Origin of the sequence: Halobacillus litoralis, from assembly GCF_020171725.1 — a bacterium.
GTDB lineage: Bacteria > Bacillota > Bacilli > Bacillales > Halobacillaceae > Halobacillus > Halobacillus litoralis_F.
In genome coordinates this window covers 172410-191607 of the sequence record NZ_JAIVAJ010000005.1, presented here as the reverse complement: position 1 = coordinate 191607, position 19198 = coordinate 172410, and the positions used below count along the sequence as shown (strand labels likewise).

Here is a 19198-nt window from a genome sequence, read left to right as displayed (position 1 = left end):
AGTGTCCAGTAAGGTAAACTCACTGGACACTTTTTTGTATGAAAAATTACTTTTCCAACTTGAATTGATGGACAAGGTCGTTCAGTTGATTGGACATATCAGCAAGCTCCTTCGAGTAATGGGAAACTTGTTCCATGGAGCTGTTTGTCTGTTGGAGGGAAGCGGTTGTCTCTTCCACGCCTGCTGCTGATTCTTCTGAACTGGACGCTACACTTTCAATCGAATGATTCATCGTCTGTGTGCTGTCAGAAATGTCTTTCAAGTTATGTGAAATGGTATGAATACCGTCTGCCATATTTTGAATCGAGGACTGGATGTCTTCGAAGGTGACACCGGTTTTCTGAATTTGCTCTGTACCCTGTTCTACTTTTTGATAACCACTTTCGAGGGATTCAGAGACATTCTTAGATTCCGTTTGGATGTTTCCAACCATATTCGTAATCTCACCTACAGAATTGGATACCTGCTCAGCAAGCTTCCTTACCTCATCCGCTACGACAGCAAATCCCTGACCGTGTTCGCCAGCGCGTGCTGCTTCAATAGCGGCGTTCAAAGCGAGTAGGTTGGTTTGTTCTGCAATATCTTGGATGACTTGAATCAGTTTCGAAATCTCGCCAGACTGTTGGTCGAGATGATGAACTTTTTCGACGGACTCTTTCATGACTTGATGGATGGCATGCATATGCTTGACGGACTCATCCATCAACTGTTTGCCTTCATCACTCTGAGCCAGTACGGATTCCGATTGCTCAGCAATTTGATGACCCGTTTCATTGGATGCTGCAATTTTACGGCCGAGATCTTCCATTAGTTCAGAAAGCGTCGTAGCGTCCCCGGCCTGTTGTTCTGATCCGGATGACAGCTCTTCCATCGTTGCAGCTACCTGCTGGGAAGCTTCCTGCACCTCATTCGAGGACTGTCGCAAATCATCACTTTGATGCTTCACTTCGTTTGATAGAGTGCCAATCTGTTGAATCAGTTGTTTCAAATGATGCTTCATCTGATTCATCGACACGCTCAATACTCCGATCTCATCCTTGCTTTCACTTTCTAAATCATCATGATACAGCTCGCCGGAAGCGATTTGGTCGGCCGTAGTGATCAGATTGTTCATCCGCTTCTTAACGGATTGATTCACGAACCACATGACCGCGACTCCTAGAATGAAGGCAATCGCAACCGCAATCAACAGGATGTTTACAGTTGCCTGCAGGGTGTCTTTAGAAGTAACGGTTGTGTCGTTCATTGCTTGTTCTACTTGCTGTTGAATCATAGTCAGTTGGTCTACAAGTTGAGAACGTAGATTGGAGGTGGTTTCGCGGGCTTCGTTGATTTCTCTTTCGTTACTGACGTTTCCAACCATACTCTCCAGGAAGACCGTGTTAATTTCCTGGTCCAGTTCACTTATAGACTGCAAAGCTCCTTCAAATTCTGTTCCGCTGAATTCCTCGGTATATGTAGATAGAATTTCGTTGAAACGCTCACTTCTATCCTCGAACTCATTAATGTAAGAACCACGAGGCTCACGGATATAATCTGCAATTCGAATGTCTTTCGTACGGACAAGGGAAGCCATTTCGGCAAATTCAATCGCTGTTGTTCCAGCATCATCAAGTGTCTGCAGGTTATCACGTGATTTATCCAACTGGACATACACCACGCTGATCGCCACAGCGAATAGCAGCAATGTTAACCCGAAGGCACTAGCATACTTTGAACCAATACTTAGGTTTTTCCAAAACTTCATAATAGGCGCTCTCCTTCTATTTATGTATTTAGGACAATCTTCTTATTCTTACTATCGGATAAAACGCATCATTTGTTAGTCAAAACGTACTAAGCATTTGAAAGGCTGGATATTATTTCAATATAATGAAAAGCCGGAGGTGCAATTTCCTCCGGCTTCGTTTATTTATTCTTTATTAAAGCTCCGTGCAACAGCTTCATAAGGGCGAAAACAACGAGCGCGACAATCCCGAGGTTGAGGTAATACCAAAGGCCGTCTCCCATGTAGTCGAGAGGGGTCGCTGCTTCCGGCGGTCCGTTCAAAAACATGTAGTTGGCTCCAAGAATGGTATTGATAAAACCGACTACGACGCCGTAGATCACGAGCCAGAAATAGGCTTTGAACATGGTGCCCCAACTCACGTTCACAGAAGCTGTGACGACGAGAAAGACACTGGTCCAAATAATCGCCATATGATGAATGAAAAACTTCCAGAAACGGAAGTGCTGGTAGTCATACAATAAATCTGGCGTAATCAGCGCAATAAGTGCCGGGATGATGCCGATGAAATAGTTCAGTTTGATCAGCTTCGGGTGGTAGGTGACGAGTGCTGCTATTCCTACAATCGAGGCGATGCCGCATAAATGAAGGGGGATGTAATACGTCGTGCTCCATACCCCGTTCGTCACTGCCCAGTATTGGTAGCTGACCTCCGAGATAAATAGAAGGATGAGAAGGGATAGTCGAATGAATTTCATAGAACCCGGGTGGCGGGATATTTTTTCAGCAAATAAAAGAATAAAAGAAAGCCCGGCAGCAAAGACGATCAGCGCAATCCAGTGGCTGAGCGTAAACGGGACGAATGGGTGGGAACTATAGGCTTGAAACCAATTGTCCAATGTTGTCACATCCTAGTGAATCAGTATGAACTGTGCTATGATTCTATCATAATTCATATGGCAGAAAGAGGGTTTGTATGAAAAAAGTCAATTGTTTTCAGTGCAAGCATTTTCATACAACTTGGAATCCGAAATTTCCGAGGGCATGTAAGGCATACGGCTTCAAAACGAAAGAAATGCCTTCCCAGCTTGTACTGAAAACGACGGGTACGGAATGTATGCAGTTTGAACCGAAGCAGCCGCAACGGAACAAAAAGCAGAGTCAACAGACGTCTCGGTTCGATTTTCGACTGTAAATATAATGAAATTTTCAGAAAACATATTTACACACTCTTATTCTATGGTATGCTGATGAATATTTATGATGGATGAGAGGAGTTGAAACAGAATGGCAAGAGAAAAATGGGGAACAAAACTTGGCTTTATGCTGGCCGCAATGGGTTCAGCTGTAGGGCTCGGGAACATTTGGAGATTTTCCTTCGTTGCAGGTAATAATGGAGGAGGAGCTTTTTTAATTTTATATTTACTATTCGTAGTATTAATCGGTGTTCCTCTCTTGTTAACAGAGGTTAGTATAGGGAGAAAAGCAGAGAGCGACGTGATTGGATCGTTTAAGAAGCTGGCTCCGAAGACTCCGTGGTATTTGACAGGGTTCTTTGGAATCGCCAGTGCCTTTTTAATTCTAAGCTTTTATGCAGTCGTAGCAGGCTGGGCGATGTTTTATTTCTGGAATTATATTAATGGATCATTCTTTACGTCGCCTGACGTTGGATATGAGGGAGCCTTCGGGCAGTTTATCAGCCATTCGTGGCATCCGATCATATGGACAGCACTGTTCATGACCTTGACGATCGTCATCGTACTCGGTGGGGTCAAAAGAGGAATAGAAGCGGCCAACCGCATCTTCATGCCGCTGCTTGCGGTGCTGATGATCGTTCTGGCATTCTTCAGCCTTTCTCTGGACGGGGCATCTGAAGGGATGAAGTTCCTATTCACGCCGGACTGGTCCGCATTAAGCGATCCGTCAATCTATATTGCAGCACTGGGTCAGGCATTCTTCTCGCTGAGTCTCGGTATGGGAGCCATGCTTACGTACGGGAGTTACTTGAAGAAGGAAAACAAACTTCCAAGTGCAACACTTGGAATCGGACTGATGGACACGTTCTTTGCCGTCATTTCAGGTATTGTGATTTTCCCGGCCGTATTTGCTTTCGGGATCGATCCAAGCTCAGGACCACCACTGGTCTTCATCACGTTACCGACGATCTTTGAACAAATGCCATTCGGCGGAGTCGTAGGACTGATCTTCTTCTTCGCACTTGTATTGGCATCCCTGTCCTCTTCAGTATCGATTCTTGAAGTGCCGACAGCCTACTTCATGCGCGCATTCGGATGGAGCCGATTCGCAACAAGCGTACTGATGGGCTCGATTATGTTCGTAATGGGAATCGGTGTATCACTTGGTTTCGGAGTCTGGTCAGGTGTAACGCCAATTGGCGACCTAGGCATCCTCGATTCCATGGACTACATTGCATCGAACATCCTTCTGCCACTCGGCGGACTGTCGATGGCTCTGTTAGTCGGCTGGTTCCTTAAGAAAAGCGAAGCGCTGGAAGCGACAGACTTGTCCAATTCTCCAATAGGCGGATTCTGGCACTTTATCGTGAAGTATTTGGCACCAATCTTGATTGTCATCATTTTCTTGAATGCGGTTGGACTGCTTTCAGTCATCTTCCCATTCTTATAATAGAAAATCCCGGGGCGTCCTCGCCTCAGGATTTTTTTCTGTCTGCAGATTCGGGATTAGGTTGTTCGAAGGATGTGTTTGAAGCTTTATCACTCGAAATCTCACAAATGAATATAATCGACGTTTCGAGAGTCGTATCAGCACAAAGCGTCGAATAAACCGATATAATCGACGTTTCGAGAGCCGTATCAGTACAAAACGTAGAATAAACCGATATAATCGACGTTTCGAGAGCCGTATAAGCACAAAACGTCGAATAAATCGATATAATCGACGTTTCGAGAGTCGTATCACCACAAAGCGTCGATTAAAAAATATAATCACCGTTTTCAGTGCCATATCTCTTGAAACTGTAGATGAAAAAGAAACCATCTCCATTCCAACAACCCGACCCTCCCCGAACTGACCTCATCCACCCAACCTGCTGAATCCAACAGGCTTCAACGAGAAGTAGGACAGAATCCCGCCAGACGTGTTAAACTACGACAGAGTGTAATTTTTAATAAGCAAAAAGGAGTTTGACGACGATGGCAATTTCGAATCAAACCGTCTTAAAGAAAATGTCCAATGAGATACAGGAAGCGATGCTTCAGCACGGAAATGATGAGAAGGTGAAGGAGCATGTACGTTCTGTCCGTCTGCTGGCGGATCTTTTTCTTGAGCAGGAGACGTCTTCCAAACGCTCGGTAATCGAACCGACGAGTGATGAAGTGCGCGCGATGATGGGCGGCGGCACGTCCAAGTCGACGGAACAGAAGGGCGAGGCCGATGAGCCGACCCCTGAAGAGATCCGAGTGATGATGGGGGGAGACAAGCCTCAATCCTCCAAGAAGACAAAAGGTGATGATGAGGCAAATGGAGAATCGATCTTTGATTTCTAGAGAGGGGAACAAATAATGATGAAACTCTTTTTACTATTAGGAGCATTGAACGGATTTTTAGCCGTGGCGCTTGGTGCTTTCGGTGCGCACGGATTGGAAGGGAAAGTGTCACAGAAAGGCCTGGATCAGTGGGGCAAAGCCGTTGATTATCAAATGTTCCACACGATGGCGCTTCTCGTTACGGCATTGTTAATGAGCAAAATCCAGACCGGATTGATGACAGGCGCAGGATGGTTCTTCTTCATAGGCATTATTTTATTCTCCGGGAGCCTCTATATTTACGCTCCAACAGGGATTAAGACGTTTGCTATGATAACACCTTTAGGTGGTCTGTCTTTCTTAATCGGCTGGATCTTGCTTGGATATGCCGTCATTAAATACATTTAGAAAAAATAAAGCAGCGTAACAAACAAGAAGATGATCACCCCGCGCAGCAGTTGGATCATCGCCTGAAACTTCTGCTGCTTTTTTGATGCGATGAGGGTGTCGAAGAAAAAACTTCCGGCAAGGACGTAGAACATCAGAAGGAGAATCCACTGATGTTCGAGCTGGAAGAGACCGACGATGGCTAGAAGGACGGCTAATGCGATCGTTCCAAGCTGAGCGTGCTGATAGTTTTCGTAAGGATGCTTCATCCTTTCACCCTTTTCTATTCAAGATGAAAAACTCGCTATCAAATAGCGAGTTTTTTGTTACCTTGGAGTGGTGCCGTTAAACGGGTAGCTGTATTGGATTTCTTCATCAAACGTAATGTAATCGAGATAAATCATAAGCAATAAGTACCTTTTGCCAGTCTGAGGGTCACTTAAGATGATGTGATCACGTCCGGCAGCCTCGATGATCCCTTTGAACACTTTGGCATTCCACTGGTCATTATTTTCGAACGTCATATACACAGTAGCCGGTTTTCCTGCATTCAAGCGCAGGATGTTTTCGATATACGATTCTTCAGAAGGAAGCATGTTAGGCGGGTTGATGCCGCCGTACCCTCCACTTTGACCTTGAGGGATACCGCTCGGTGTCGGGGCGCTCGGGTAATAATACATATAAGGATTGCCTGGATAATAAGGGGATGAACCTTGGCCGTACATCGCCTGTCCCTGTCCGCCCATTGGTTGATTTTTTGCCAATTGAATCACTCCTTGTCAAAATTAATAAACACTAGGACAATCCGAACGAGTCGGCGAATAAAAGCAGTGGGATTTAAATCTGCCTGTATTCCATTGACCATACCATTGAGCCGGGCACTCTCCTTCCGGCCTGAAGAACCAAAGGGAATTCGAAGCCGGGTGATAACGCTTGCCGTTGATCGTCTTTCTGGCCAGTCGTTTGTCCTTCTCCCGGGCTCGCTGGTAAAAGTAACCCTTCTGAGTCGCTTCGAATCCACCGGGGTTTTGATACACCATGTCACGGATCGAGTTGATATCGGTGAAGTCGATGCAATCTCCCCTGACACGGTTGACTCCTGTATTTCCGACCATAAGCATTCCGAGTTGCCCATCACCCTCAGCTTCCGCCCTCATCAGTCTGGCAAGCAGGCCAACGTCCGCTTCATTGTAGGCAATAACAGCCATGCGGTCACCTCGCTTTTTAGAGCCATGAATGGTTGTTCTTTAACACTATATGTACAGAGGTGGTCGAGTTATGATTAAAAAATTCCTCCACATCATGTGAGGATGTTGTAAGATATTAGGTGAAGGAGGGAGCGAGATGGACATTCTTTACATAGAGGACGATGTTGAGATCGGCACATGGGTCCAGAAAAAATTAGAAGAGGCAGGCTTTCGTGTCGACTGGATTACAGAAGGAAAGCTTCCGGCGTCGATCAGTCAGTATGCGGTCGTCGTTCTGGACGTCATGCTGCCGGGACTGGACGGGTTTTCTGTAGGGAGGCGCATCAAGCGAAAGCATCCAGGATTGCCCATCATCATGCTGTCTGCCCGCACGTCGATAGACGACAAATTAGAAGGGCTTGAGTTTGCGGATGACTACATGACCAAGCCGTTCCATCCGGAAGAACTCATCATGCGAATCGAAATCCAGGCAAGAAAATACGAGAAAACGAAAGAAGACGTGTTAACGATCCGTCACTTGCGCATCCATTTGGAGCAGCAGGTTGTCATCAACGAAGAGACGGGCGGAGAAATCATTTTGACTGGAAAGCAATTTTACATATTTAAATTTTTCTTGAGACATCTCAATCAAATTTTGACGAAGGAGCAGCTGTATGAAGGCGTGTGGGAGGAGCCGTACCGTGAAGGCGATAAAACGCTGATGGTGCACGTCAGGCATTTACGGGAAAAAATAGAGCGTGACCCTTCCCATCCTGAAATCATTGAGACAATTCGCGGCATCGGATACAGGGTGAGAGCATGAAGGTGAAATGGACCTCCTCGTTGCAGACGAAGTACATTCTACTGGTTTTTCTTGCCCTCTTGTTTCTCCCTTTCTGTCTGCCTTTGATTTCGCTGACGGTCTATCTTCCGCCGGTTCTCATGCAGGATGAAGAAGACCCGTACCAGGACTATGACTATATGGAAGCGACGTGGCACGAGGAAGTGGCGGAGTTATCCGATGAGCCGGAAGACGTAATCCTGAGCCGCATGGCTGAATGGCACGAGCGCTGGCCCGATGCCGGAATGTTCTGGGTCGGGGAAAATGGACAGCTGAAAGAACAGATCAACCTGCAGGCGGAGATCCCCGAGCAGTGGTCGCAGGGGGATGCGGTTCAATTTATGAAAGAACGGTATGATGGGGAACTTTTCACGGTCGTCGCCTCACTCGAGGAGAGCAATAGAGGCTTTATGGTCATCGAAATCGACAGGGAGTTGTTAGGCCCCCCTATTACGAAGCTGGAAAGAAGCTATGACGTATTCATCTTTATTGCGATCGCAGCGGTATTCATTGGCTTCATCGTCCTCTCGTGGGTGTTTTTCCGTAAGGTGCAGGGGCGTTTGAAAAGGCTTGAAAGCGCAATGGAGCAGCGGGGGGATAACGGACTTCCGACGCCCGTCGAACGGACCTCGAATGATGAAATCGGAATGCTTGAAGTCAGCTTTAATCGCATGGTGAAGGAGCTTGAAGAGAGCCGCGAACGGGAGAGGAAAGAGGAAGCGTTAAGGAGAGAATGGATCGCGAGCTTGTCTCACGACCTCCGGACACCGCTTACCACGATTCGTGCTTCTCTTGCAGAGGTAAGTCGTGAAGTGAAGTCGGAGAAGGGGCAGGCGTCGTTGGATTCCATCAATATGAAAATCGATTCTCTCAGTCATTTGATTGATAATCTCCTTTCTCTCTCGCTGTTGACCAGTAAGAAATACCCCTACCATGAAGAGCAGGTTGAGATGAACCGGTTCGTACGTCGTGTTGCGGCTCATTGGTATGCCACCCTCGAGCAGGAAGGGCTGGAAGTGGAAGTAGACGTTTCACAAGATGAACAGCTTTGGGCGATCGATTCGAAATGGATGGAACGCATCTTAGACAATCTCTTTCAAAATGTCGTCCGCCACGCGGCCTCAGGGCGCTTTATCGCCATCCGTCTCAAGCAGAACAAGCTCTGCATCGAAGACAGAGGAACAGGTATGGCCTCCTCTTCGAAGCATGAAGGGGCTGGTGTCGGATTGACGATCGTCGATTTGATGATCCGCGATATGGGGCTTGAGTGGCAGGTTGACTCTGCTCCAGACGGAACGACTATATCGATTGAGAACCCTTCTACAAGAATCGGTGAGCAGGATTAAGTTCCTCTCACCGATTTTTTTAAACAAAATTTAAACAACCCGCTTCCTTGAATTTAACCCTCACAATCTATGATGAAAGTGGAGGTGGGGGAGATGAATGAAATCATCTTGCAAACGAATCAATTAACGAAAACATTTAAAAAACAGAAAGCCGTCAACGCAGTGGATTTGAAAGTATATCAAGGAGACATTTACGGCTTTCTAGGTCCGAACGGAGCTGGAAAAACGACGACGATCCGAATGCTGCTTGGCTTGATGAAGCCATCAGGTGGAGATATAAAAATTTTTAACCAGTCGTTAAAGAACCATCAGCTGGAGATTTTGAAACGGATGGGGTCTCTCGTTGAATCGCCGTCCTATTATGAGCATTTAACAGGACGCGAAAATTTAGAAGCGCTTCGACTTTTGCTGCAAGCACCGAAAGCCCGTATAGACGAAGTGTTGAACATCGTAAGGCTCACGCAGGATGCAGATCGTGCGGTGAAGCAGTACTCACTTGGGATGAAGCAGCGACTCGGGATTGCCGCCTCTTTACTCGGAAATCCTGAACTGCTTATTTTGGATGAGCCGACGAATGGCCTCGATCCTTCCGGCATCCAGGAGATACGGGAGCTTATTAAAACGATGCCGAAGAAATATGGCATTACCGTCATCATTTCCAGTCACTTGCTCAGTGAAATGGAGCAGATGGCAACGCGGGTCGGCATCATTTCAAAAGGGAAGCTCATCTATCAAGATTCGATTCATCGTTTGAAAAATAAAGCCCTGCCACAGGTCGCTCTTCGTACAGGGCAGGTCGTGAAAGCGAAGAGCATCCTGCAGTCAGCTGGCTTTGAAGTGGGTGGAGACTCGACGTTTGTCACACTTGAGAACGTTTCGGACCGGGAAGTGGCTAAGGCGGTTTCGCTGCTCGTCGAACAGCACATCCCGGTCTACCGCATTGAAGAGCGTTCACACTCGCTGGAAGACATCTTCCTAGATTTGACGAAAGGTGGCGAGCTCCATGCTCCAGGCACTGCAAGCTGAACGGCTGAAAATCAAGCGCAAATGGTTCTGGTTCCTCGTCTTTCTCGGTCCATTCGGAGTGATTGCGCTGCAGGTCGTCAATTACGGCGTCCGTTACGACTGGATTATGCGCACGTATCCAGACGAATGGGGCAGGCTGATTCAATTCACCAATATGTTCGTCGCATCAGCCCTTTTTTTGGGGATGGCGATTCTCGCGTCCCAACTTGCGTCACTTGAGCATAAGCAGGGGTCGTGGAAGCAGATCTTAGCCTTGCCTGTGAAAAGAAAAGATGTGTTCGTCGCGAAGTTCATCGTCCTTACGTTCATGATTTTCGTATCCTCTGTTTTATTATTCATCGGTACCATCCTGCTTGGCGTGGGGCTTGGGTTCGGGTGGGATGCACCGTTTTTAGCGATTGCGGAGAACAGTTTCTATCCGATGCTCGCAGGTCTGCCTGTGCTGGCTCTCCAGATTTGGCTCTCGATTGTCCAGACCAACCAGTCCGTCCCTCTTTCCATCGGTATCTTCGGAGCGGTCTTCGCCACATACAGCCATAATGCACCGAACTGGATCATCTGGCAGTGGCCGCTTCTCTTCCCGGGCAAAGACCCACTCCCGTTTGTCGGAATGGGGATTGTGGTAGGATTGGTCATTCTCATGATCGGAGTCGTGGATTTCCAAAGGAGGGACATCGCATGAAAAATCTGTTGCAATCAGAATGGTTGAAAATAAAGAAGACGAGAATTTGGTGGCTGATCATCATCAGTCCGATCCTTGCTGGGATTGCCTGCTCGGCCGTACCCATCCCAGGAGAGCTGGGGTGGCTGATGCTCCTCAGTATCGGCGGCTCTATACATGCCTTGCTATTCCTTCCACTGATGGTGGCCGTCTTCGCAGCATTCGTATGCCGCTATGAACACCAGCACAATGGATGGAAGCAGCTGTTTTCAATGCCTGTCAAAAGAGGACGCGTGTTTTTAGCGAAGTATTTGACGGTTCTCGGCTTCGTCTTTGCGAATCAGGTCATCTTTACGTCTGTGGTTATCGGAGTCGGGCTGTCCAGAGGAATAGAAGGGGAGTTTCCGGTCGATATGTTCCTGCGAAGCTTCTTCGGAGGGTGGCTCGCCACGCTTCCGCTTGCCGCCTTGACGCTCTGGGTGGCGGTCGTCTGGTCCAGTTTTGCAGCAGCCGTGACGGTCAACGTCATTTTAACCATGCCGAACCTATTGATCGTCAACTCCGAAACGATCGCCCCGCTGTATCCATGGGCGCAGCCTTTCTTGATGATGCTGCCACCTGTTGAAGACTCGTTCGCTGGGTTCATCCAACTAGAATCTCTACTCGTAGCGATATTGGGAGGTCTGGTCGTGTTCTTTATCGGCGGCTTGGTCAGTATCCAAAGAAAAGCAGTCTGAATTGAAACATTCGCACCCTGCTTTCCGTATTTAAAGAAAGGAAGGCGGGAGTGGATGAAGAAAAATCGGAAAAAGGGATCGTCTCGTTTTGAGTGGCTATTTGACATCGTGTCGTGGATGATCGAGCTCCTGTTATGGATACCTCAGCTCCTTATGGTACCGCTCAGGCTGTTATTTTGGATGCTACGGGGTGTTAGAAAAGTGATCGGTCATCTATTCGACGGAATATGAAGGGCTCTGCTTCTGTAGTGGAGTCTTTTTTGTTTATGTGAATCTGCGAAGAAACTAACGCCCATAGAAAAAGGACCCCGTGATGACGGAGTCCTTGCAAGTCATGATTAAATGTCTAAGAATTGATCGATCGCATCCGGCTTCAGAATGTTTCCGACATAGAAGGATCCAAATTCGCCGTAGCGGGATGTCACTTCGTCGAAGCGCATTTCATAGACAAGCTTCTTGAACTGAAGCGGGTCGTGCGCAAATAGAGTAACGGCCCATTCCCAATCGTCGAAGCCGAAGGAGCCTGTGATGATTTGACGGATTTTACCCGCATATTGACGGCCGGTCATGCCGTGCTCATACATCAGCTTCGCTCGGTCTTCTTTTTCTAATACATACCAGTTGTCATTACCCTGACGGCGCTTGTCCATCGGGTAGACACAGATATGGTTCCACTTCGGAAGGGTCGGCTTAAGGCGCGCCTGAATTTCCGGATCGTTTTCATCTGCATTGCCCATGTAGTTGGACAGTTCAACAATTGATACGTAAGAATAAGCAGGCTTCGTGAATTCAGCCAGCTTGGATTTATTGAACGTTGTTTCGATCGTGTTCAGCTCTTCCATAGTCGGACGCAGAATCATCATTAAGAAGTCTGCTTTTTGCCCCACGATTGTATATAAAGCATGGCTGCCTTCTTTCGCTTTCTCTGTATCTTCCCAAGTTCCAACCATTTCTTTGAATTCCTGGATCGCCTGTTCACGGTCTTCACTGCTCGCATGCTTCCATGCGGTCCAGTCGATGGAACGGAAATCGTGAAGGCAATACCAGCCATCCATTGTCGTAACTGCTTCTGGCATGGTGTGATCGCTCCTTTTCAAATATAGAAATATCCTTACTCAATATAACACAGTTTGACAGCTTCCTTCATTCGCGAGCCTTGTGGAAAATAGATCATCTTTGTGACAAACGAATGAGAATGGTCAAAAGAGGGTAAAGTGAAATTGGAATCGCTTCCTTGAAAAAATTCAAACCGAACCACTTTCATTTAAACACAAAAGGTCTTATCATATATAACAGAAATGAAAAATGGAGGGTTAAACATGAGTAACCTATTTGATACTTTGAAAGCGAAGATTGACGGAAAAGGCAAGAAAATCGTGTTCCCTGAAGCATTAGACGAACGTATCCTTACAGCAGTAAGTCAGCTTGGTGCAGACGGTATGCTGAAACCTGTACTAGTCGGAAATAAAGAAAAAATAGAACAGAAAGCATCTGAGGTAGGAGTAGACGTATCGGGAGCAGACATTCTCGATCCAGCCAACTACGATGAATTCGACGAGATGGTCGCAAGCTTTGTTGAACGTCGTAAAGGAAAAGCGACAGAAGAGCAGGCGCGTGAAATCCTTCAAGGCGGCAACTACTTCGGTACAATGCTTGTCTACATGGGCAAAGCGGACGGTCTAGTGAGTGGTGCAGCACACTCCACAGCAGATACAGTACGCCCGGCTCTTCAAATCATCAAAACGAAACCAGGCATTAAAAAGACGTCCGGCGTATTCGTAATGGTTCGTGACGAAGAGAAGTATGTATTCGCAGACTGTGCAATCAACATCAACCCGGACAGCCAGGATCTTGCAGAGATTGCACTGGCTAGTGCCGATACCGCACAGCTTTTCGACATCGACCCTAAAGTAGCGATGCTGAGCTTCTCTACTAAAGGATCAGCGAAGTCTCCAGAAACAGAGAAAGTCTCTGAAGCGTTGAAGCTTGCGAAAGAACAGAACTCTGATCTATTGATCGACGGTGAGTTCCAGTTCGACGCTGCATTCGTTCCTTCTGTTGCACAGAAAAAAGCACCGGACTCTCCATTAAAAGGAGAAGCGAATACGTTTATCTTCCCAAGTCTTGAAGCAGGTAACATCGGATACAAAATTGCACAGCGCCTAGGCAATTTTGATGCGGTCGGACCGGTCCTTCAAGGACTGAATCAGCCAGTCAACGATCTATCACGTGGCTGTAACGCAGATGACGTGTACAAGCTTGCCATCATTACAGCAGCGCAGTCTGTTTAATGAATAAATGATGAAACCACGGCCGTAAAGGTCGTGGTTTTTTCTTTATTAGGGGGAGGTGTTCGTTCCTAAGTCTATGTCGCTGTTAATGGGACAGGCATCGTGCCAATGGAGCGGCTCGTTGTCCCATAAAACAATAAATGGGACAAGCATCATACCAGTGAAGCGGCTCATAGTCCCATAAAACAATAAATGGGACAAGCATCATACCAGTGAAGCGGCTCACAGTCCCATAAAACAATAAATGGGACAGGCACCATACCAATGGAGCGGCTCATAGTCCCATAAAGCATTTAATGGGACAGACACCGCCTTCAGGCAAGTCGTCCCTGTCCCAATCCCCCTCAACTAGCAATAAGAAAAGCGCTGGACCTCTATTTGAGGTTTTCCAGCGCTTTTTCGTTTCGTTTGATCATTTGTTCGAATCGTTTTTCAAAATTAGTGATTTCCGTCCCTTCGAGGGGATCGGTTACGATGTGGCCTGATAAATCGTAGAGTTTGCGCAGGATCCGGTCGCGGACGTCGGAAACGCTCAATGTAGTTCCGAGAAGTTCATTAAGAGAAGCCATGACGCTTGGGTCGATATCCGGATAGGTGAACCTGGTTTCTTCGCCTTTTCTGCTTACTTCATAAAAGGTCTTCAACAACTGCGCACGCTCGGAACCGCTTCCTGTGACGTCCAAATAAATTTGAACAGCCGAACCGTTTTTCACGCGGCGCTGAGAGATACCGGCGAACTTCTTGCCATCAATGCTTAAATCATACGTGCCGGGGCAGTAGGAGCGTGTAATTTCATAAGCTTCGATGTCCTTTGTTAGGTCTTCAAATAAGACGTGGATGAAATCGACCATTGCATCGTAGCCTTCATGAATGTTGACGCCGTCTGAATTGGGAAAAATGAGCGACAGGTTCAGAACGCCTTCATCTAATACGACGGCGAGTCCTCCTGAGTTACGGACAATCACTTTGTAGCCTTCTGACTTCAAATAATCGACCCCTTCTTGGATGTAGGGCAGGCGCGCATCCGGGATGCCGAGCACGATCGTGTCGTGGTGGACCCAGAGGCGGGCTGTCGTCGGGCTTGAACCTTCACCAACGGAAATCGAAAGCGCGTCATCCGTCGCAAAAGACTGGAGCGCATTAAAGGTAGGACCGAGGTTGCTTTGGTCGATGAACCGATATGAGGTCGGGTGTAATAATCTATGGGTTTCTGACATGTTGTTAACTCCTTCACTTTGCAATGTTGCGATGGTACCAGTATATCAAAAAAACGCCGGTTCACTCTAAATGATGGAATGGAACTCAAATTTTCCGTTTGTGACGTCATGATTGGGGGTAAGGGGATGAAAGATATGAAAGGTCATTTTCATTTGGAAAAAGGTCTACTCATACGACAAAGATTTTGATAGAATATTGAACCTGTGACACCCTTTCGAGAAAGGGTGTTGTTATAGTTTTTACAAATTTTATGAAAGTCAAGATGTTTTTTTGTCATATAAAAAGGTATATAATAGTAAAAAATGTCGAGTGGAAAGGACAAGCTGATGGCTTATCGTGATGAGAAGTTAAGTGAAGAAAAGGTGTTTAAAGACCCGGTTCACCGGTACGTTCATGTGCGGGATCGTGTGATTTGGGACTTGATTGGAACAGCTGAATTCCAGAGACTTCGCCGCATCAAACAACTGGGGACGTCTTATTTGACGTTCCACGGAGCGGAGCACAGCCGTTTTAATCATTCTCTTGGCGTGTACGAGATTGTCAGACGGATTATCGAGAACTTCAAAGACCGCCCGAACTGGGACGATGAGGAGCGGCTGCTTTGTTTAAGTGCGGCTCTTCTGCATGATTTGGGGCACGGTCCTTTTTCTCATTCGTTTGAAAAAGTGTTCAAGCTTGATCACGAAGATTACACGCAGGCGATCATTCTCGGTGATACGGAAGTGAATCAGGTATTGAAAAAAGTAGAGGCCGGTTTTCCGAAGAAGGTTGCGGATGTCATCAACAAGACGTATTCCAACAAGCTGGTGGTCAGCCTGATCTCAAGCCAGATTGATGCGGACCGGATGGATTACCTGCAGCGCGATGCGTACTTTACGGGTGTCAGTTACGGACACTTCGATATGGAACGGATCCTTCGTGTCATGCGTCCGATGGAAGACCAGGTCGTGGTGAAAGAGAGCGGCATGCACGCCGTGGAGGATTACATCATGAGTCGTTACCAAATGTACTGGCAGGTGTATTTCCACCCCGTGACGCGGAGTGCCGAGGTGATTCTCTCGAAGATTCTCCACCGAGCGAAGGAACTGTACGAGTCGAATTACACATTCAAACTGCAGCCGACGCATTTCCTGTCCTTTTTCAAGGAGAAGCCGACGCTGTCAGAGTATCTGGCGCTTGATGAAGCGGTGACGCTTTACTATTTTCAGACGTGGATGAACGAAGAGGATCCTGTGCTCAGTGATCTGTGCTACCGGTTTGTGAATCGTAAGCTGTTCAAATACATCGAGTTCAATCCGAACTCACAGATGGAAGAATGGATGGAGCTGTACAAGCTCTTCAGCAAGGCCGGGCTGAATCCGGACTATTATTTGGTCGTGGACTCGAGTTCCGACCTTCCTTATGATTTTTATCGGCCTGGAGAGGAAGAAGAGCGTCTTCCGATCCACTTATTGCAGCCGAATCAGGAGTTGAGGGAGCTGTCCAGGCTGTCTGATATTGTCGAGTCGATTTCAGGGAAGAAGCGGACCGATCACAAATTGTACATCCCTCTCGACCGCCTAGAGGAGATGTCCAGTCGGAGTAAGACGAAGAAGCGGATTATGGAAATATTGTTTGGATAGGAGTGAGCTTCCATGTTGGAGAATCACGCAAAGTTGATGCAGTTTTTCTCAAGCACGGATGAAATTGTCGGGCGTAAGAAGCTTCAGAAGATGATTTACATACTGAAAAAGTGTGAAATCCCATTTGAAGAACGCTACCAATTCCATTTTTACGGACCGTATTCAGAAGAGTTGACGCTAAGGGTCGAAGAGATGTGCAACTTAGGGTTTATCAGTGAGACGAAGGAAGAGAAGAAGAATTACTACCAGTACCGGTACAAGCTTACGGGTAATGGCAAGGCTTTTCTTGAACACTATGAAAACAACATGCCGCCACTGCAGAACCACATCGTGGCGATGAATGAGAAGAGCTCCCGTTTCCTAGAGCTCGTTTCGACCATGTTGTTCTTCGAAGACCTGCCGAAAGAAGAAGTGAAGGAAAAGGTCTATACGGTGAAGAGTACCCAGAATTATACCGATGAAGATATGGATGAAGGATGGGAATTTATTGAAAAAATGAGGTCCATCCATTAAGATAGAAGATAGATATGCTGAATGATTCAGTATATCTATTTTTTTATCGTCCGATACATAAGTAAGAGGCAATACTGCGTCACTAAATTTCTGGAAAATAAAAAAACAGGGGTCAAAATTATGAAGATCATTCGGTTTTTGTCTTATTATGTTCTTGGAGTCATTGGTATTTTGTTGATTAGTACGTCACCTGCACTGTTCAGGGAAGGGTCCTTCTTTAATGTATCCTCCTATTTCTCTGAACTGCAAATGCTTGTAGGAAGCATTCTGAACCCTTCTGAATGGGTTTATTTCTTCAAAGGCAATCCCGTTCCGCTTTTTGAACACTTATGGGAGCCTTATCGGTATTCGATGATCGTCTTTTTCGCTGGGATCATCCTCGCTGTGGTCGTGGCTTTTATTCTCGCTTTCGGGACGATGTTTCTTCCAAAGTGGGCAAAAAGCGTCGTCGAGCGTGTCTTGAATCTACTAGAGTCAATTCCGGATTTGCTGCTTGCTTTCTGCTTGCAACTGTTCATCGTATGGTTGTATAAACAGACGGAAATCCTGTTCGTAGACTTTGCAGCGGTGGGCTCGGAAAAGATCTATGGTTTGCCGATTATAGCCGTGTCGGTCCTGCCGATGATCATGTTGTATAAAGTCATTCTCATGCTGATGGAAGACGAAGTGTCACGCTCCTACGTCCAGATGGCTCGGAGCAAGGGACTTGAGAAAAGTGTCATTCTGAACGTCCACGTCCTTCGTAATATTATGAAGAGCGTCTTCTACCATTCCAAGATCATCATCTGGGTGTCGCTTTCCAGTCTGTTTATCTTTGAATACATCTTTAATATGAACGGCATAACGACGGCCTTTTTCAATGACTTCCGTCCGATTGTCACAACAGCGATCATGCTGCTTCTGTTCACGCCGTTCTTTATCATTTATCAAGGAACCGAGGTGTTTGTCTTCAAGGACGATGACGCCTCGGATCACATCAATTGGAAAATGAATACGTTTGTCGGTTCCGGGTATTCGAAAGGGCAGGGAAATAAGAGTTTCAAGGAGATCATGGGGGAAGTAGGCGCCCATTTTAAAAATGTCAAATTCCTGATTGGGTTTCTCGTAATCACAACCATGCTTTCGATCAGTCTCGTTTACACCTTTACGGCGGATCCGTTAGTCGATCAGTTCTTCCATATTTACGAGGATAACAAGCTTGTCAGTGCAGCTCCACACTCCCCGGAATTTGTGTTTCTCGGGACGACTGAGCTTGGATTCAGTATTTTCGACCAACTGCTGGTCGGGGCGAAGTACACGATTCTTTTCGCCCTCGCCGTCGCTTTTATGCGGATGATCATCGGCTTCATTCTAGCGGTGCCTTTCGCATTCTTCCTGCCTTCTAAACTTCAGAAGGGGATGGAAAAGCTGATCGACGGCATGCACTTTCTGCCGCTTACGCTAATCGCTTATGTGCTGTTGAGTCCTGTCTTATTAATGCCGATGGGCGGCTTTACAACGACCGAATTCGAGCGGATTCTGTATCAAGGGATCATCATGACGATTCTCGTAGTGCCTCTTGTTACGATTTTATTCGGAAATGAAATGAAGTTGTTGATGAAAGAAGAGTTTGTCATGAGTACGAAAGTGATGGGCGGGAGTTCGGTGCATTTGATTCGTAAGCACCTTCTGCCTCATCTGAGCAGCCGGATGGGAGTGGTATTCGGACAGCAATTCATCCAAACGCTGCTTCTGATGATTCACCTGGGCGTTTTCAACCTGTACTTTGGGGGGACGAAGAAGACCTTTGCTCCGTTTCAAAATGACCCTCCGACCTCGACTACGTTTGAGTGGTCCGGGTTGATTGGAGCTTCGAAGGATTCTTTGATGACGGGCCGCTGGTGGTACATCATTCCTGCTCTCGTCTGTTTTGTCATCCTGATCGTCTCCATGCAGCTGATCATTTCTGGAATAAAAGAAGTGCAGCAGGTGCGCGTCGGCGTTCCGATTGAACGCACGAACTGGTGGCGTAAGCTTCTTCAAAATAGAAAAGCCAAACGTTATCGTCCATCGTGGGAACCAGAGCCGGAAGATTTCGTGTTCACACATGAGCCGGATATCGAGAGGCGGAAGCAGGGGTGACCTATAGAAGATAGAA

20 protein-coding genes are annotated in these 19198 nt (G+C 46.9%); 13 read left to right on the top strand and 7 right to left on the bottom strand.

Annotation, left to right across the window (positions count from 1 at the left end):
* Window positions 1-46: 46 nt before the first annotated feature.
* Entirely contained in the window at window positions 47-1747 is a 1701-nt protein-coding gene (locus tag LCM20_RS10840) for a methyl-accepting chemotaxis protein (protein WP_225195471.1), read from the bottom strand.
* A gap of 161 nt (window positions 1748-1908) precedes the next feature.
* On the bottom strand, window positions 1909-2625 hold the full coding sequence (locus LCM20_RS10835) for a TIGR02206 family membrane protein (RefSeq protein ID WP_225195470.1): 717 nt from the start codon (window positions 2623-2625) through the stop codon (window positions 1909-1911).
* Window positions 2626-2702: 77 nt separating this feature from the next.
* Between LCM20_RS10835 and LCM20_RS10830 the strand changes: the two genes are divergently transcribed.
* The 4 genes from LCM20_RS10830 to LCM20_RS10815 all read left to right on the top strand — a co-directional run bounded on the left by LCM20_RS10830 (window position 2703) and on the right by LCM20_RS10815 (window position 5640).
* On the top strand, window positions 2703-2921 hold the full coding sequence (locus tag LCM20_RS10830; protein WP_225195469.1) for a uracil-DNA glycosylase: 219 nt from the start codon (window positions 2703-2705) through the stop codon (window positions 2919-2921).
* A gap of 92 nt (window positions 2922-3013) precedes the next feature.
* Window positions 3014-4372, top strand: a complete 1359-nt coding sequence (locus LCM20_RS10825; protein WP_225195468.1) for a sodium-dependent transporter — start codon at window positions 3014-3016, stop codon at window positions 4370-4372.
* Window positions 4373-4899: 527 nt separating this feature from the next.
* Complete coding sequence (locus LCM20_RS10820; RefSeq protein WP_225195467.1) at window positions 4900-5253, top strand: YwdI family protein; 354 nt, start codon at window positions 4900-4902, stop codon at window positions 5251-5253.
* Window positions 5254-5271: 18 nt separating this feature from the next.
* A complete protein-coding gene (locus LCM20_RS10815) occupies window positions 5272-5640 on the top strand; it encodes a DUF423 domain-containing protein (protein ID WP_225195734.1) in 369 nt (122 codons plus the stop codon).
* On the opposite strand, the gene LCM20_RS10810 is transcribed toward LCM20_RS10815, so the two are convergent.
* The 3 genes from LCM20_RS10810 to LCM20_RS10800 are packed head-to-tail and all read right to left on the bottom strand — an operon-like array spanning window position 5637 to window position 6827.
* A complete protein-coding gene (locus LCM20_RS10810) occupies window positions 5637-5888 on the bottom strand; it encodes a hypothetical protein (protein ID WP_225195466.1) in 252 nt (83 codons plus the stop codon). The genes LCM20_RS10815 and LCM20_RS10810 overlap by 4 nt on opposite strands.
* Window positions 5889-5945: 57 nt before the next feature.
* Complete coding sequence (gerQ, locus tag LCM20_RS10805; RefSeq protein ID WP_225195465.1) at window positions 5946-6383, bottom strand: spore coat protein GerQ; 438 nt, start codon at window positions 6381-6383, stop codon at window positions 5946-5948.
* Between the two features lie 21 nt (window positions 6384-6404).
* A complete protein-coding gene (locus tag LCM20_RS10800; RefSeq protein WP_225195464.1) occupies window positions 6405-6827 on the bottom strand; it encodes a cell wall hydrolase in 423 nt (140 codons plus the stop codon).
* Window positions 6828-6963: 136 nt separating this feature from the next.
* Between LCM20_RS10800 and LCM20_RS10795 the strand changes: the two genes are divergently transcribed.
* The 5 genes from LCM20_RS10795 (at window position 6964) to LCM20_RS10775 (ending at window position 11417) form a co-directional block, all read left to right on the top strand.
* Complete coding sequence (locus tag LCM20_RS10795; RefSeq protein WP_225195463.1) at window positions 6964-7629, top strand: response regulator transcription factor; 666 nt, start codon at window positions 6964-6966, stop codon at window positions 7627-7629.
* Entirely contained in the window at window positions 7626-8993 is a 1368-nt protein-coding gene (locus tag LCM20_RS10790; RefSeq protein ID WP_225195462.1) for a sensor histidine kinase, read from the top strand. Before LCM20_RS10795 ends, LCM20_RS10790 begins: the two co-directional genes overlap by 4 nt.
* Before the next feature lie 93 nt (window positions 8994-9086).
* Window positions 9087-10019, top strand: a complete 933-nt coding sequence (locus LCM20_RS10785) for an ABC transporter ATP-binding protein (protein ID WP_225195461.1) — start codon at window positions 9087-9089, stop codon at window positions 10017-10019.
* Window positions 9997-10701, top strand: a complete 705-nt coding sequence (locus tag LCM20_RS10780; protein WP_225195460.1) for an ABC transporter permease — start codon at window positions 9997-9999, stop codon at window positions 10699-10701. Before LCM20_RS10785 ends, LCM20_RS10780 begins: the two co-directional genes overlap by 23 nt.
* Window positions 10698-11417 carry an ABC transporter permease gene (locus tag LCM20_RS10775; RefSeq protein ID WP_225195459.1) on the top strand — a complete coding sequence of 240 codons (720 nt, stop codon included), beginning with the start codon at window positions 10698-10700 and terminating at the stop codon, window positions 11415-11417. Before LCM20_RS10780 ends, LCM20_RS10775 begins: the two co-directional genes overlap by 4 nt.
* Before the next feature lie 338 nt (window positions 11418-11755).
* Here the strand turns inward: LCM20_RS10775 and hemQ are convergent, their stop codons facing one another.
* Window positions 11756-12493 carry a hydrogen peroxide-dependent heme synthase gene (gene hemQ, locus LCM20_RS10770; RefSeq protein ID WP_225195458.1) on the bottom strand — a complete coding sequence of 246 codons (738 nt, stop codon included), beginning with the start codon at window positions 12491-12493 and terminating at the stop codon, window positions 11756-11758.
* Window positions 12494-12736: 243 nt separating this feature from the next.
* Here hemQ and pta point away from each other — a divergent pair, with 243 nt between their 5' ends.
* Window positions 12737-13708 (top strand): phosphate acetyltransferase, encoded by a 972-nt coding sequence (pta, locus tag LCM20_RS10765; RefSeq protein WP_225195457.1) that lies wholly within the window; start codon window positions 12737-12739, stop codon window positions 13706-13708.
* A gap of 374 nt (window positions 13709-14082) precedes the next feature.
* Here the strand turns inward: pta and LCM20_RS10760 are convergent, their stop codons facing one another.
* A complete protein-coding gene (locus tag LCM20_RS10760) occupies window positions 14083-14925 on the bottom strand; it encodes a biotin/lipoate A/B protein ligase family protein (RefSeq protein WP_225195456.1) in 843 nt (280 codons plus the stop codon).
* 327 nt (window positions 14926-15252) lie between these two features.
* Here LCM20_RS10760 and LCM20_RS10755 point away from each other — a divergent pair, with 327 nt between their 5' ends.
* The 3 genes from LCM20_RS10755 (at window position 15253) to LCM20_RS10745 (ending at window position 19182) form a co-directional block, all read left to right on the top strand.
* Window positions 15253-16548 (top strand): HD domain-containing protein, encoded by a 1296-nt coding sequence (locus tag LCM20_RS10755; protein WP_225195455.1) that lies wholly within the window; start codon window positions 15253-15255, stop codon window positions 16546-16548.
* A gap of 12 nt (window positions 16549-16560) precedes the next feature.
* Complete coding sequence (locus LCM20_RS10750) at window positions 16561-17061, top strand: YwgA family protein (RefSeq protein ID WP_225195454.1); 501 nt, start codon at window positions 16561-16563, stop codon at window positions 17059-17061.
* A gap of 120 nt (window positions 17062-17181) precedes the next feature.
* Window positions 17182-19182 carry an ABC transporter permease subunit gene (locus LCM20_RS10745; RefSeq protein WP_225195453.1) on the top strand — a complete coding sequence of 667 codons (2001 nt, stop codon included), beginning with the start codon at window positions 17182-17184 and terminating at the stop codon, window positions 19180-19182.
* Window positions 19183-19198 lie beyond the last annotated feature (16 nt).

Bases quoted from the DNA above. Each gene is read 5' to 3' on its own strand.
- LCM20_RS10755 (WP_225195455.1), top strand. From the start codon at position 15,253: ATGGCTTATCGTGATGAGAAGTTAAGTGAAGAAAAGGTGTTTAAAGAC.
- LCM20_RS10790 (WP_225195462.1), top strand. From the start codon at position 7,626: ATGAAGGTGAAATGGACCTCCTCGTTGCAGACGAAGTACATTCTACTG.
- hemQ (WP_225195458.1), bottom strand. From the start codon at position 12,493: ATGCCAGAAGCAGTTACGACAATGGATGGCTGGTATTGCCTTCACGAT.
- LCM20_RS10830 (WP_225195469.1), top strand. From the start codon at position 2,703: ATGAAAAAAGTCAATTGTTTTCAGTGCAAGCATTTTCATACAACTTGG.
- pta (WP_225195457.1), top strand. From the start codon at position 12,737: ATGAGTAACCTATTTGATACTTTGAAAGCGAAGATTGACGGAAAAGGC.
- LCM20_RS10840 (WP_225195471.1), bottom strand. From the start codon at position 1,747: ATGAAGTTTTGGAAAAACCTAAGTATTGGTTCAAAGTATGCTAGTGCC.
- LCM20_RS10780 (WP_225195460.1), top strand. From the start codon at position 9,997: ATGCTCCAGGCACTGCAAGCTGAACGGCTGAAAATCAAGCGCAAATGG.
- LCM20_RS10815 (WP_225195734.1), top strand. From the start codon at position 5,272: ATGAAACTCTTTTTACTATTAGGAGCATTGAACGGATTTTTAGCCGTG.
- LCM20_RS10825 (WP_225195468.1), top strand. From the start codon at position 3,014: ATGGCAAGAGAAAAATGGGGAACAAAACTTGGCTTTATGCTGGCCGCA.
- LCM20_RS10760 (WP_225195456.1), bottom strand. From the start codon at position 14,925: ATGTCAGAAACCCATAGATTATTACACCCGACCTCATATCGGTTCATC.
- LCM20_RS10775 (WP_225195459.1), top strand. From the start codon at position 10,698: ATGAAAAATCTGTTGCAATCAGAATGGTTGAAAATAAAGAAGACGAGA.
- LCM20_RS10795 (WP_225195463.1), top strand. From the start codon at position 6,964: ATGGACATTCTTTACATAGAGGACGATGTTGAGATCGGCACATGGGTC.
- LCM20_RS10800 (WP_225195464.1), bottom strand. From the start codon at position 6,827: ATGGCTGTTATTGCCTACAATGAAGCGGACGTTGGCCTGCTTGCCAGA.
- LCM20_RS10820 (WP_225195467.1), top strand. From the start codon at position 4,900: ATGGCAATTTCGAATCAAACCGTCTTAAAGAAAATGTCCAATGAGATA.
- LCM20_RS10745 (WP_225195453.1), top strand. From the start codon at position 17,182: ATGAAGATCATTCGGTTTTTGTCTTATTATGTTCTTGGAGTCATTGGT.
- LCM20_RS10810 (WP_225195466.1), bottom strand. From the start codon at position 5,888: ATGAAGCATCCTTACGAAAACTATCAGCACGCTCAGCTTGGAACGATC.
- LCM20_RS10750 (WP_225195454.1), top strand. From the start codon at position 16,561: ATGTTGGAGAATCACGCAAAGTTGATGCAGTTTTTCTCAAGCACGGAT.
- LCM20_RS10785 (WP_225195461.1), top strand. From the start codon at position 9,087: ATGAATGAAATCATCTTGCAAACGAATCAATTAACGAAAACATTTAAA.